This window comes from Streptosporangium sp. NPDC000239, from assembly GCF_040300765.1.
GTDB lineage: Bacteria > Actinomycetota > Actinomycetes > Streptosporangiales > Streptosporangiaceae > Streptosporangium.
The window spans coordinates 475,228-489,349 of the sequence record NZ_JBEPEI010000003.1; the positions used below are offsets into that span (position 1 = coordinate 475,228).

8 protein-coding genes are annotated in these 14,122 nt (G+C 71.7%); 6 read left to right on the forward strand and 2 right to left on the reverse strand.

From position 1 onward, the window contains the following. Nucleotides 1-197: 197 nt before the first annotated feature. From ABT340_RS11330 to ABT340_RS11355, 6 genes are all read left to right on the forward strand, one after another. On the forward strand, nt 198-6,221 hold the full coding sequence (locus ABT340_RS11330) for a non-ribosomal peptide synthetase (RefSeq protein ID WP_352010584.1): 6,024 nt from the start codon (nt 198-200) through the stop codon (nt 6,219-6,221). 84 nt (nt 6,222-6,305) lie between these two features. Then, on the forward strand, nt 6,306-6,473 hold the full coding sequence (locus ABT340_RS11335) for an MbtH family protein (RefSeq protein WP_502992477.1): 168 nt from the start codon (nt 6,306-6,308) through the stop codon (nt 6,471-6,473). After that, nucleotides 6,470-8,140 (forward strand): condensation domain-containing protein, encoded by a 1,671-nt coding sequence (locus tag ABT340_RS11340; protein ID WP_352010585.1) that lies wholly within the window; start codon nt 6,470-6,472, stop codon nt 8,138-8,140. Before ABT340_RS11335 ends, ABT340_RS11340 begins: the two co-directional genes overlap by 4 nt. 211 nt (nt 8,141-8,351) lie before the next feature. Continuing rightward, the gene (locus ABT340_RS11345) at nt 8,352-9,905 is read left to right on the forward strand and encodes an MFS transporter (RefSeq protein WP_386187654.1); all 1,554 of its coding nucleotides are present in this window, start codon (nt 8,352-8,354) and stop codon (nt 9,903-9,905) included. Between the two features lie 313 nt (nt 9,906-10,218). Then, entirely contained in the window at nt 10,219-11,352 is a 1,134-nt protein-coding gene (locus tag ABT340_RS11350; protein WP_352010587.1) for an esterase-like activity of phytase family protein, read from the forward strand. Nucleotides 11,353-11,414: 62 nt separating this feature from the next. Then, a complete protein-coding gene (locus tag ABT340_RS11355; protein ID WP_352010588.1) occupies nt 11,415-11,657 on the forward strand; it encodes a hypothetical protein in 243 nt (80 codons plus the stop codon). Nucleotides 11,658-11,696: 39 nt separating this feature from the next. On the opposite strand, the gene ABT340_RS11360 is transcribed toward ABT340_RS11355, so the two are convergent. Next, the gene (locus ABT340_RS11360) at nt 11,697-13,205 is read right to left on the reverse strand and encodes a GMC family oxidoreductase (protein WP_352010589.1); all 1,509 of its coding nucleotides are present in this window, start codon (nt 13,203-13,205) and stop codon (nt 11,697-11,699) included. Then, nucleotides 13,202-14,008 (reverse strand): SDR family NAD(P)-dependent oxidoreductase, encoded by an 807-nt coding sequence (locus ABT340_RS11365; protein ID WP_352010590.1) that lies wholly within the window; start codon nt 14,006-14,008, stop codon nt 13,202-13,204. The genes ABT340_RS11360 and ABT340_RS11365 overlap by 4 nt, the downstream gene beginning before the upstream one ends. Nucleotides 14,009-14,122 lie beyond the last annotated feature (114 nt).

Sequence of the window (14,122 nt, forward strand, 5' to 3'; positions counted from 1 at the left end):
TCGCTGTCAAAAGGCGTTCTTACTTGAAAGTGTCTTTAAATTTGGCGCCGATTCGTCAATGCGGCACACCAGCGTAGAGAGAGAAAGCCCTGCAAAAAGGGGGCTTGTAACGCTCCAGCAACGCGTGGTTCACTGTCGCCGTCTCGGCAATTGTAAGTAAACTTTCCAGTAAGTGCGTCATAGTTGGGTGGTAAGCCATGGAACAGATCCAGCCGCTCTCCTACGGGCAGGAACGGCTCTGGTTCCTTCACCGCTTCGACCCCCGCGACCACTCCTACAACACCTGCCACGCCTACCGGCTACAGGGCGAACTCGACGTCCCCGCCCTCGAAGCCGCCTTCGCGGCGGTCGTACGCAGGCACGAGACCCTGCGCACCCGCTTCGACGAGATCGACGGCAGGCCCGCCGCCGTGGTCCTGCCCGCCGGGACCGTGACGATCGACCGGTTCGAGGCCGGCTCGGAGGAGGAGGCCAGGCGGATCGTCGCCGAACGGGCCAACGCCCCCTTCGACCTGTCCGCGGCGCCGCCGGTGCGGGCCTCACTCGTCCGCCTCGGCGCGCAGGACCACGTCCTGGCCGTGACACTGCACCACATCATCGCCGACGGCGCCTCGGTCATCGTGCTGCGCGACGAACTGGCCCACCACTACGCGGGCCGCGACCCCCTGCCGCCGCTGGCCCTGCAGTACGGCGAGCACGTCCGTGAACAGCGCGCCAGACAGGACGAGGCCGACGTGACCGAGTGGGCCGCTCGCCTGTCGGGCGTCCCCGCGCTCGACCTCCCCACCGACAGGAAGCGCCCCCCGCAACGCAGCGGCGACGGCGCCGAACTGGTCTTCGGCCTGCCCCCGGAGCTGGTCGCGCGGGTCTCGGAGTTCGCCCGCGCCCGGCGGGCCACGCCGTTCATGGTGCTGCTGACCGCCTACCAGGTGCTCCTGTCACGGCACAGCGGCCAGACGGACTTCTGCGTCGGCACCCCCGTCGCGGGCCGCGACAGCACCGAGCTGGAACCGATGATCGGCTTCCTGTCCAGGATGCTCATGCTGCGGGCCGACCTGTCGGACGAGCCGTCCTTCGACGAGGCGCTCAGGCGCACCCGCAGGACCGTCATCCAGGCCATGGGCGCCTCCGACGTGCCGCTCGAACGGCTGCTCGGCGAACTCGGCCTCGAACGCGACGCCAGCAGGACCCCGCTGTTCCAGACGATCTTCGCCCTGCACACCCAGAGCGGCGAGGTGAGCGAGGGCCCGCTGCCCGGCCTGCGCGAGGAGTCCTTCCCGCCCGGCTGGGCCGCCGCCAGGACCGACCTGTCCCTCGACCTGTGGCCGCTGCCCGACGGAGGCCTGTCCGGCTCCCTCGTCTACAGCACCGACCTGTTCGACCGGGAGAGCGCGGAACGGCTCGCCGCCCGGCTGCCCGTCCTGCTCGCCGCCGCGCTCGACGCGCCGCACACGCCCGTCGGCACCCTGGACATCCTGCCCGACGGGGAACGCCGGTGGCTGCTGGACAGGGCGAACCCCGCGGAACGGCCGAGCGAGACGCTGGCCGACATGTTCCTCACCCAGGTGGCCGCCCGGCCCGACGCCGTCGCCGTCACCGCGGAGAACGGCCCCGGCCTCACCTACGCCGAACTCTGCGCGAGGGCGACCGCGCTGGCCGTACGGCTGCGCGAGGCAGGCGTCGGCAGGGGGTCGCTGGTCGCGGTCAGGGTGCGCAGGGGCCCCGGCACACTGGTCGCGCTGCTCGGCGTCACCCTGTCCGGCGCGGCCTACCTGCCCGTCGACCCCGCCTACCCGCAGGCGCGGGTGGACTACGTGACCGAGGACTCCGGCGCCGCGCTCGTCCTCACCGACGACGACCTTCTCGACCTGCCCCCGGCGGACCCGGCCGTCACCCTGCCCCGTCCCCACCTGGACGACACCGCCTACGTGCTCTACACCTCCGGCTCGACCGGCCGTCCGAAGGGCGTGGCCGTACCGCACTCCGCGCTGGCCAACACGCTGCTGGCCATCGGCTCCCTGGTCGGAGCCCGCCCCGAGCACGCCTGGCTCGCCCTCACCTCGATCGCCTTCGACATCTCCGCCATCGAGCTGTACCTCCCGCTGGTCACCGGGGGCAGGGTCGTCGTCGCCGAGGACGCCAGGGACGGCACCGCGGTCGCCGAACTGGCCCGCAGGGCCGGGGTCACCCACGTCCAGGCGACGCCGTCCGGCTGGCGCGTCCTGCTGACGGGCGACCTGCCGAAGGTCACGGGCGTGACCGCCGGGGAGCCGATCCCGCCGCAACTGGCCAGGGAACTGCGGTCCAGGACGAACCGCCTGATCAACGGCTACGGCCCGACCGAGACGGCGATCTACTCCACCACGTGGGACATCCCCGTGGAACCGTACGAGATCGTGATCGGGCGGCCGATCGCCGGGAACACCGTGCACATCCTCGACCCCGCGGGCGGCCTGGCGCCGCTCGGCGTGCCGGGCGAGCTGTTCATCGGCGGCCTCGGCGTCGCCGACGGTTACCTCGGCAGGCCCGCCCTCACCGCCGAACGCTTCGTGCCCGACCCGTACGGCGGGCCGGGGGAGCGCCTCTACCGCACCGGGGACGTGGGCCGCTGGCTGCCGGACGGGACGATCGAGTTCCTCGGCAGGACCGACAACCAGGTCAAACTACGCGGTCACCGGATCGAGCTCGGCGAGGTCGAGGCCGTCCTGGAGACCCACCCCGCCGTACGGCAGGCCGTGGCCACGGTGCACGAGGAGACCCTGGTCGCCGTCGTCGTCGCACCCGATCTGCCGGGCACCGGCGCCCTGCGCGAGCACATGGCCGCCCAGCTTCCCGGCTACCTGGTGCCGCAGTCGTTCGTCGTCCTGGAAGAACTGCCGCTGACCCCCAACGGCAAGGTCGACCGCAAGGCGCTGCCGGCGATCCTGACCGGGGCCATGCGGGAGCTGACCACCGCGGACACGACGCCGCCGCGCACCCCGAACGAGCGGCTGGTCGCCGAGGTGTTCGCCGAGGTGCTGGGGCGCGAGACGGTCGGCGCGCACGACGACTTCTTCGCCCTCGGAGGCCACTCCCTGCTGGCCACCATGGTCACCGCCCGGCTGCCGGTGCGCGTCCCGGTGCGGGAGGTGTTCACCAGGCCGACGGTCGCGGCGCTCGCCGAACTGCTGGACACCGAGGACACCGGCCTCGGCGACGTGCCCGTCCCGCGCCCCGCGGGGATGACGCCGCCGCTGTCGCCCGGGCAGGAGCGGCTGTGGTTCCTCAACCGGTTCGACCCCGCGGGCAACGCCGCCTTCAACATCAACCTCGTCCTGCGGCTGACCGGTTCCCTCGACGTCGAGGCGCTCGGCAGGGCCTTCGACGGGGTCGTCGCCCGCCACGAGACCTTGCGCACCCGGTTCCCCGAGGTGGACGGCCAGCCGGTCGTGGTGATCGACCCGCCGAGGCCGGTGGAGATCGAACACCTCAAGGGGGACGCGACGACACTCGTCCCCGAGCGGGTGAACACCCCCTTCGACCTCACCGGGGAACCGGCCGTGCGGGTCACGCTCATCGAGCAGGGCCCCGACGACCACGTCCTGTGCGTGGTCGCCCACCACATCCTCGGTGACGGCTGGTCGCTGAACATCCTGCGCGACGAACTGGCCGTGCTGTACTCGGGAGGCTCGCTGCCCCCGGTGCCGCTGCAGTTCGGCGATCTGGTCGTGTGGCAGCGCGGGCGGGACTCCTCGAAGCTGTTCGACTACTGGAGCGCCCAGCTGGCCGACCCGACCCCGCTGGCCCTGCCGACCGACCGGCCGCACGCGGTCGGCGGCACCAGGCACGGCGCCGTCGTGGGCTTCAGGCTCGACCCGGCGGAGGCGGACGCGCTCGTCGCGATGGGCCGCCGCAGGGGCGCGACGCTGTTCATGACCCTGCTGGCCGCCTACCAGGTCCTGCTGTCCCGGCACAGTGGCCAGGACGACATCCTGGTCGGCACCTCGAACGCGGGCAGGGACACCGTCGAGCTGGAGTCGGTCATCGGCTACATCACCGACGTCCCGGTGCTGCGCGGCGACCTGTCGGGCGACCCGACGTTCACCGAGTTCCTCGCCGCGACCCGCGCGACCGTGCTCGACGCCTTCGCCAACCAGGGGCTGCCGTTCGAGGAACTCGTCGGCTCACTCCAGATCGAACGCGACCTGACCCGCACCCCCGTCTTCCAGACGATGGCGGTCCTGCACACGGAGAACTCCGGGCGGGTGCCCAAGCCCTTCCCCGGGCTGTCGGCGGGCCAGTTCTCCGGGGGCCGCGCGCAGGCCAAGTTCGACCTGATGCTTGAGGCCTGGCACGACGCCGGGGACCTGTACGTCGAGCTTGAGTACGACACGACGCTGTTCGAACGGGCGACCGCCGAGGCGTACGCCACCCGCCTGGAGACCCTGCTGCGCGGGATCATCGCCGACCCCGACCGGCGCCTGTCCGAGCTGCCCATGCTCACCGAGGCCGACGAGGCCTTCCTCGCCACCGCCTCGCGCGGACCGGCGCTGACCGCCCCGGTGCCGGTGCCCGAACTGCTCGCGCGGGCCGTGCGGGAGCGCGGGGACGCCCCGGCCTTCGGCTGCGCCGGACGGGTCGTCACCTACCACGAGCTGGACGAACTCGCGGAGAAGGCCGCCGCGGGCTTCGAGAGGGGACGGATCGCCGTCGTCCCGGTCGACCGCACCCCGGAGGGCGTCGCGGCGCTGCTCGGGGCCTGGCGTGCGGGCGCCGCCTACCTGCCGCTCGACCCGGCGCTGCCCGAGGAGCGGCGCGCCTTCGTCGAGGAGGAGATCGAGGGCGTCGCGGCCGAGGGGGTCGCCTACGTGATCTACACCTCGGGCTCCTCGGGGACGCCGAAGGGCGTGCTCGTCGAACACGACGGCCTGGCCGCCCGGGTCGCCTGGATGACGGGGGAGTACGGCCTCGGCCCCGACGACCGGGTCGTGCAGTTCGCGACCCTGAGCTTCGACACCCACGCCGAGGAGATCTACCCGGCGCTGGCGGCGGGGGCGCGCCTCGAACTGCTGCCCGAGGGCGCGGTGACCCTGCCCGACCTGCTCGCCACGCCGGAGGGGAGCAGGGTGACCGTGCTCGACCTGCCCACGGCGTACTGGCACCACCTGGTCGGCCAGATCGACGAGATCGCCTGGCCGCCCGCGCTGCGGCTGGTCATCCTGGGCGGGGAGGAGCTGAAGGCCGACGCGGTCGCCAGGTGGCGCGAACGCTTCGGCGACCGGGTGCGCCTGGTCAACACCTACGGCCCGACCGAGGCGACGATCATCGCGACCGCCGCCGAGATCGCCGGGCCGGGCGCGCGCGTGGGGGAGGCGGGAGAGCGGCCCCCCATCGGGCGGCCCATCGGCGGCGTCCACGCCGCGATCCTCGCCGAGGACGGCTCGCTCGTGCCGCCCGGCGCCCCCGGCGAGCTGTGCCTTGGCGGCTCGGGCCTGGCCAGGGGCTACCTGCGGCGCCCCGGCCTGACCGCCGAGCGCTTCGTGCCCGACCCGTACGGCGCGCCGGGTGAGCGCCTCTACCGCACCGGCGACCGCGCCCGCTGGCGTCCCGACGGGAACCTGGAGTTCCTCGGCCGGATCGACGACCAGATCAAGGTGCGCGGTTTCCGGGTCGAGCCGGGCGAGGTCGAGGCGCGCCTGCTGGCCCACCCCGCCGTACGGCAGGCCGTGGTCACCGCGGTGGAGGACACCCTCGTCGGCTACGTCGTGGTGGCTGAGGACGGAGGCGCGGACCCGGTGGCCGAGCTGCCCGGCTTCCTCGCCGGGAGCCTGCCGTCCTACCTGGTCCCCTCCGTGTGGGTGACGCTCGGCGAGCTGCCCCTGACCCGCAACGGGAAGGTGGACAGGAAGGCGCTGCCCGCGCCGTCCATCGACCGGCGCGCCCCCTCGGTGCCGCCGAGGACCGACGCCGAGCAGCTGGTCGCCGAGGTCTTCTGTGAGGTGCTCGGCGCCGCGGAGGTCGGCGCGCTCGACGACTTCTTCGCCATCGGCGGTCACTCGCTCCTGGCCACCCGCGTCATCGCGCGGATCAGGGCCATCACCGACATCGACATCCCGATCCGGGCGATGTTCGAGAACAGCACGGTCGCCGGTCTGGCCGGTCTCGTCGAGGAACTGCTCCTGGCGGAGATCGCCGGGCTCTCCGACGAGGAGGTCGCCCGCCTCGCCCAAGGGGCCTCCTGACCGGCCGGGACCCCATCCACGGAAAGGCCGCCGCCCGGTCCGGCGGCGGCTTTTCCGCACAACCACAGCAAGGAGCATCCCCCCGTGACCTACCAAGTCGTGGTCAACCACGAGGAGCAGTACTCGATCTGGCCCGCCGAACGCCCCCTCCCCGGAGGCTGGCGGCCGGACGGGACCTCGGGCAGTAGACAGGAGTGCCTGGAGCACATCGAACAGGTGTGGACCGACCTGCGGCCGAAGAGCGCCCGATGAGCGCGGGCGGGCAGGTCGCCGAGGCCCTGCCCGGCAGCCCCGCCGGGCTCGTGGTCCGTTTCCAGGGCGGGCGCACGGCCAGCGGGCTGCCGACCTCCGGTCAGGCCAACATGATCCGCTGCGTGCTCACCGACCCGCCGGAACACATGAACTACGGTTTCGTGCTCACCGTCCCGCCGGGGAAGACGCTCGACGACGTGGTCGCGGCCGTGGTCCTGCTCATCTCCCGGCACGAGTCGCTGCGCACCACGTTCCGCGACGGCCTCCAGCACGTCGCGGGCGAGGGCGAACTGGTCATCGGGGTGCACGATTCACAGGGCTCCGCCGACCTCGCCGACGAGGTTGCCGCCAGGCTGCAGGCCGTACGGTTCGACCCGGAGGGGGAGCTTCCCGTGCGGGCGGCGGTGACCCTCTCCGACGGGGTGCCCGAGCGCGTCATCCTGGTGCTCACGCACACCACGGTTGACGCCGTGGGGCTGAGCCTGCTGCGGGTGGAGCTGAACCGCCTGCTGTTCGGGGAGACCCCGGAGCCCGTCACCGCCCCCCAGCCGCTCGACGTGGCGTGGACGGAGCGGAGCCCGGCGAGCCTCAAGCGGGCGCAGGCCGCCATCGAGTACTGGCGGACCAACCTGGAGCGGATTCCCCGCTCGACCTTCACCGCCTCCGTGGACGACGGCGACAACGACTGGCTGATGCCCAGGTTGCAGGTGCGTTCGACGGTGGCGGCCCGGGCGCTGGGACGGATCGGGGCCCGTACCGGCGTCAGCCGCTCGGCCGCCGTGCTCGCCGCCTACACCCTGCTCGCCGGGCTGCGGTCGGGACAGCGTACGGCCGTCGCCCTGGCGATCTCGGGCAACCGGTTCCGTCCCGAACTGCGGGACTACGTCGGCCCGCTCGCCCAGGACGCCCTGGTCCCGATCGACCTCGACGAGCCCACGTTCGACGGTGTGCTGCGGCGTACCAGGGCGGCGGCGCTGGCCGCCTACCAGAACAGCCGGTTCGACTCCGACGCGCTCATCCAGGTCATGGAGGAGGTGCAGCGGTCGAGGGGGGTCTTCTTCGCCAGGGACATCGTCTTCAACGACATGAGCGTCCACGGCCAGGGGCGCCGGGCGGGCCGTACCGAGGAGTACGAGCAGGACGTGCGCTCCCACTGGCTGCCCGAGGCGACGATGCCGACCCGCGTCTCACTGTGGGTGCGCACCGTCGAGGGGGAGGTGGACTTCACCCTCTGGGCCGACCCGCGCTGCCTGCCGCGCGCGGACGCCGAGGCGTTCGGCGAGGGGATCGCACGGCTGCTCATCGAGGCGGCGGACCGGGACGTGCCGCTGTCCGAGGTGTCCGGGCTGACTGGGGTCGTTCCCCTGGAACGGGGGGAGGGGTGGACGACGATCGACGCGTGCTGGGTCCACCTGCCCGAGGTCGAGCGGCTCGTCCGCGACGCGGTCGGGGACCGTCCCTTCCACGTGACCGAGGACGGCGGGCGGCTGGTGTGCCACCTCGCCGGGCCCGTCTCGCCGGTCGAGGTCCACACCGCCTGCGTGGGGAGGCTGTCGGGACGGATGGCGGCGATGGCCCCCCACCACTACGTGGTCCACGACGGCGCGCCCGCCTCCCCGGACGGCTGGGCCGCCCTGCCGGTGCTCGAAGAGGGGACGGGCCGGTGAGGCGCCGCTCCTGTGGAGGCCCCTGGTCCTCCTGGTGCTGGCCGGACCGCGACACACGCCGAAAGTCGTCCTGACGTGCGGTGACATGTCGTGATGTGAACTTCCGGCCGGTGCAGTGGCCGCGCGCCGCACCGGCCGGAAACCCCCATCGGAAGGGAGCGGGAAAGGGCGTCGATTAAGAACTCGCACGATGTGCGAGTTCTATAGTACGGTGTGCGAGAAAGGTCTCGAACACCGTACGAGTCATGGAGTAGTCATGTCGTCCCCCCACCCAAGACGGTGGTTGATCCTCGGTGTCCTCTGCCTGAGCCTGCTCGTGCTGGTCGTCGACAACGGCATCCTCAACCTCGCCATCCCCTCCCTCATGCGGGAGCTCGGCGCGACCCCGGCGGACATCCAGTGGATCATCAACGCCTACATGCTGGCCTTCGCCGGTGTGCTGCTCACGGTCGGCGCCCTGTCCGACCGCTACGGCAGGCGGCGCTTCCTGGTCATCGGCCTGGCGCTGTTCGGCGGGGCCTCGCTGATCGCGACGTTCGCCCAGAACCCCGCCCAGCTCATCGCCTGCCGGGCGCTGATGGGGTTCGGCGGATCGTTCCTCATGCCGAGCACCCTGTCCATCATCATGAACGTCTTCGACCAGTCCGAGCAGCGCAAGGCCATCGCGGCCTGGAGCTCGGTGCTCATGGCCGGCGGGATCGCCGGGCCCTCGCTCGGCGGCTTCCTGCTCGACCACTACTGGTGGGGCTCGGTCTTCCTGGTCAACGTCCCGATCAGCGTGATCGCGATCGCCGCGGCGCTGCTGCTCATGCCGGAGTCCCGCGGGCAGGCCAGGCCCATCGACCTCCTCGGGGCGGTGCTGTCGACCGCGGGCATGGTCGCCCTGGTCTGGATGATCATCTCGGTGCCCGAACGGGGCTGGACCTCGCCCGCCGTGCTGGCCTCCGGGCTGGCCGCCATCGTGCTGCTGACCGTCTTCTTCCTCTGGGAGCGGCGCAACCCGCACGCCATGCTGCCGCTCGGGCTCTGGCGTGAGCGCAACTTCAGCGGCGCCAGCTTCTCGATCGTGCTGCTGGCCTTCTCCGCGGGCGGCCTGCTGCTGATGCTCACCCAGTACCTGCAGTTCGTCCTGGGGTACGGGGTCCTCCAGGCGAGCCTGGCGCTCATCCCCTACATGATCGCGGCCATCGTCTTCAACGGCCTGGGCGCGACGCTGGGCAAGAAGCTGTCCAACCGCACCCTGGTGACGGCGGGCATGCTGGTGTTCGCGGCGGGCTTCGTGGTGCTCACCCGGCTGACGCCGGACAGCGGCTACGGCCTGTTCATCTGCGGCCTGATGGTGATGGGCGTCGGCGGCGGACTGGTCGGGCCCGCGGCCTACGCCTCGCTGATGAGCGCGGTGCCGCCGGACCGGGCGGGCATCGGCTCGGCGCTCAACGACACCGTCCAGCAGACCGGTGGCGCGCTCAGCGTCGCCCTGCTCGGCAGCGTCCTGGCCGCGGCCTACTCCTCGGGCATGCCGGAGGGAGCGCCCGCTCCGGCCAAGGAGTCGATCGCCGTCGCGCTCTCCCTCGGCGACCCGTCGCTGGCGAGCGCGGCCAAGGCGGCCTTCGTCAACGCGATGTCCTCGGGCATGATCGTCGGCGCCGTCGGTTCGGTGGCCGCCGCGTTCATCGCCTGGGCCCTGTTGCGCCCGATCGCGACACCCGTCATGGAGGGGGCCGGGTCTCCGGCGGATTCCCGGGAACAGGTGGAGCAGGTCTGAGTCTCGCTCACCTTAGAAAAGGGCTGATAAATATACATTTATCGGCCCTTTTTTCTGTTCTTGAGTTTTCTTCGCATTTGAGGGGTTTGTGGCCCTTGTTGGGTCGCTGACCAGGTGAATAACGGCCTCCGCCGTCGCCGGGAAAGTGATTCGACGCGTGTTCTGCCGGGTTCTCCGTGGCCTCCTCCGGCCAGCCGTACACCCGGATTCCGATTTCCGTGGACAGTCGTCGCGTTTCGCGGTCTCATGTCTCCGCCAGTTCTGTATGAGGCATTTTCGGGATTCGGAGAAACGCATGAAGAATCGGCGAACAATGACGCGAGCCCTCCTCGCGGTCGTGATGATGGCCGGGCTGGGAACCGTCCAGGCGCAGCCCGCGGCGGCGGCGCCCGCCGACGGGATCCGCATCACCCACTTCCTCGGTGAGCGGGACCTGCCGCACAGGGCCCAGTTCCAGGGGACCGTCGTCGGTGGCCTGTCCGGCATCGACCGCGATCCGCTCACCGGAACGTGGTACTTCATCTCCGACGACCGGGCGCGCTACAACCCCGCCCGCTACTACACCGGAAAGATCGACATCAATCCGCTCACCCGGCGCTTCGAGGGCGTGAGCATCACCGGGGTCACCACCCTCCTGCGCCCCGACGGGACGCCCTACCCCGGCTACGGTCAGCCCGAGGCCGCCGACCCGGAGGCCATCCGCTTCGACCCGTGGAGCCGCAGGATCCTGTGGAGCAGCGAGGGGGACAGGCCGAGGGAGGGCACCACGGGCAACCCGGTCGTCCAGATGTCGCTGCGCTGGGTCGACCGGGGCGGCCACGACCGCGGCGGCCTGCCGATCCCCGGCAACCTCACGATGACGAACACCACCTCGGGCCCCCGCCACAACGCCGGGTTCGAGGGCCTGACCTTCACCCCCCACGGCATCGCGGCCATCGTCGAGGGACCCCGCTTCGAGGACGGCGACATCATGACGACCGAGCGCGGCGCGCTCTCCCGCATCACCGTGTGGGACAGGAACGGCAGGACCCGCGCGCAGTACGCCTACCCGATCGACCGGCTGCCCGCCGCCCCCGTCCCGGAGACCGGCAGGTACGACGGCGGCGTCTCGGAGATCCTGGCCGTCGACGACGACCGGCTGCTGTCCCTCGAACGGTTCTGGATCGAGGGCGTCGGCTACCGGGTCAAGCTGTACGAGATCGACCTGCGCGGCGCGACGAACGTGCTGGGCAGGGACAGCCTGACCGGCGGCGCGCCGTACCGGGCCGTCACCAAGCGCCTGGTCCACGACTTCAACGCCGGCGGGGCGACGGTGCAGAACCTGGAGAGCCTGGGCTGGGGGCCGCGCCTGGCCTCCGGCGAACGCGTCCTGGTCGTCGGCTCCGACGACAACTTCGACGAAAGTGAGATCACCCAGTTCCTGGCCTTCGCCGTCCGGGGCCACTGAGCGGTCGCCGGAGTTAGCCTGGTTGCGGGTGACATATCCCATACCGGGTCGAGGAGGTCGCGGTGGCGCGGGAGGACGAGAACACATGGGTTCCCGAGGCGGTCCGCAGGTCGGGTGACCACACGGACCAGAGCCACGAACACGTCGTCAAGGAGGTCAGGGACATCACCAGGGGCGGCAAGAAGGTGGTGTTCGAGATCAACCCCGGCGGAGGGGTCGACACGGCCCTGCGGCGCCTGTTCCCGGTGACCTACGACATCGACCTCGACCACGCCGAGGTCAGGGAGACCGGCGAGGACAAGTGACGCGTCCCGGCGGCGGGCGACCGCCGCCGGGACACTCCCTCAGGAGGTCATGAACTCCGCGGCCCGCTCCGCGATCATGATGGCCGGGGCGTTCGTGTTGCCCGTCGTCACCGCGGGCATGATCGAGGCGTCCGCGACCCGCAGCCCGGTGACGCCGTGGACCCGCAGCCTCGGATCGACCACCGCCGCCTCGTCCACCCCCATCTTGCAGGTGCCCGACTGGTGGTGGTAGGTGACCACGCTCTCCCTGATGTAGGCGTACAGCCCCTCGGTGGTGTCGGCCAGCGCCCCCGGGTAGAGCTCGTAGGCCCCCAGGTCCTCCCGCAGCGCGGGAGCCGCCGCGATCTCCTGGCACAGCCGTACGGCCGCCGCCAGCGCCTCGACGTCGGCGTGCGCGGAGAGCACGTTGGGGTCGATGAGCAGCGGGTCCGCCGGCGAGGGGCCGGAGAGCCGGATGTCGCCGTGACTGGCCGGGCGGACCAGACCGGCCATGAGCGAGACGCCGTCCGGCGGCCCCTCCATCCACCGCTCGTACAACGGCGCGTCGAAGTGCAGCGGCTGCAGGTCGGGCACCGCCAGATCGGGCCTGCTGCGCCAGAACAGATGGCTCTGGGTGCGCGGCAGCCCGTGCGAGACGGGAAGCTGCCGCTCCATCCCGGCGATCACCGGGACCAGCCAGTGGTCCTGGAGGTTGCGCCCGACCCCGGGCAGGTCGGCCAGTACGGCGATGCCGTGCGCGCCCAGCTCCCCGGCGTCGCCGATGCCCGAACGCAGCAGGATCTCCGGCGAGCCGATGGCCCCGGCGCTCAGCACGACCTCGTGCCCGGCCAGACCCCGTTCGAGCACGCCGTCGCGCTCCCACTCGACGCCGACACAGCGCTCGCCCTCGAACAGCAGCCGGTGGACGTGCGCGCCGGAGACCAGGGTGAACCCGTCACGCCCGGCCAGCGGCCCGAGATAGGCGTCCGCGGTCGTCAGCCTGCGGTGGTCCTGGATGGTGAACTGCATGAAGGAGACGCCGTCCTGCGACGCCCCGTTGTAGTCGGGGTTGAACGGCAGCCCGGCCTGCTGGGCGGCCTCGACGATCGCCAGGTGGGCGGCCGAGGGCTCGTAGCCGGTCAGGATGTGCAGCGGGCCACGCGGCCGGCTCTGCGCCGAGTCGACGGCCTCGATCCTGGCGAAGACCGGCCGCACGTCCTCCCACGCCCACCCCGGGTTGCCCCTGGCGGCCCAGTCGTCGTAGTCGGCCGGGTTGCCCCGCACCCAGATCATGGCGTTCAGGTTGTGCGACCCGCCGACGGCCCTGCCGCGCGGCAGGTGCAGCCGGCGGCCGTGGGCGTGCCGCTGCGGGACCGTACGGTAACCCCAGTCGAGGGGGGAGTCCCACAGCTCGTGCATCCGCGTCGGGTCGTCGACCGCGGGGAAGCGTCCCTGCGGCCCGGCCTCGACGAGCAGCACGCTCGCCCCCGCGTCGGCGAGCCTGCGCGCGAGCACGGACCCGGCGGAACCGGCGCCGACCACGATCACGTCGGCCTGGAGTCGGGTCATGCGATCACCAGGCCGCCGTTGGGGCTGAGCGTCTGGCCGGTGAAGTAGCTCCCGCCCTCCCCGGCGAGGAAGGCCACCGTGTCGGCGATCTCCCTGGGCAGTCCGAACCGGCCGAGGGCGATGCGCTCCTCAAGGTCGGCGCGCATCCGCCCGCCGATGACCGACCCGAGCGGGGTCTCGATGTAGCCGGGCGCCACGCAGTTGACGCGGATGCCGTACGGCGCGACGTCGCGGGCCACGGCCCTGGTCAGGGCCTGGATGCCGCCCTTGGCCGCCGAGTAGTGCGGCAGGTGCTCGCAGCCGGTGAGGCCGCAGATCGAGGAGACGTTGACGACCACCCCGGAGCGCTGCCCGGTCATGACCCGCAGCGCGGCCCTGGTGCAGTAGAACGTGCCGTCGAGGTGTACGGCGATCATGTCCCGCCAGGCCTCGTCGGAGATGCTCACGGTGGCGTCGACCGTGGTGGCCGCGGTGCCGTCGGTCCGCAGCTCGTCGAGACGGGTGTCGAGCCTGGCGAAGGCGTCCTCGGCCTCCTGCCCGCCGCGTACCCCGGCGTTGTTGACCAGAATGTCCAGACGGCCGTGGGTGGCGGCCACCTCGGCGACCGCCGCGTCGACCGAGGCCGAGTCGGACACGTCGGCGACCAGCGCGTGGGACTTACGAAGCGTCCCCGCGGTCAGCTCCGCCGCCGACCTCACCCGGTCGAGCACGACCACGGTCGCCCCGTCCGCGTCGAGGCGCCTGCAGATCGCCTCACCGATGCCCGAGCCACCTCCGGTGACCAGGGCGACCCTGTCTTTCAAGGGGCCTTCCAAGGGGTTCACGAGTGTGCTCACCTCTATGTCCTTCTTGAGTCACGCCAGGCGCGATGACAGTCACGCTAACCACGGGTAAGCTCCGCGCACCTCGCCGGAGAG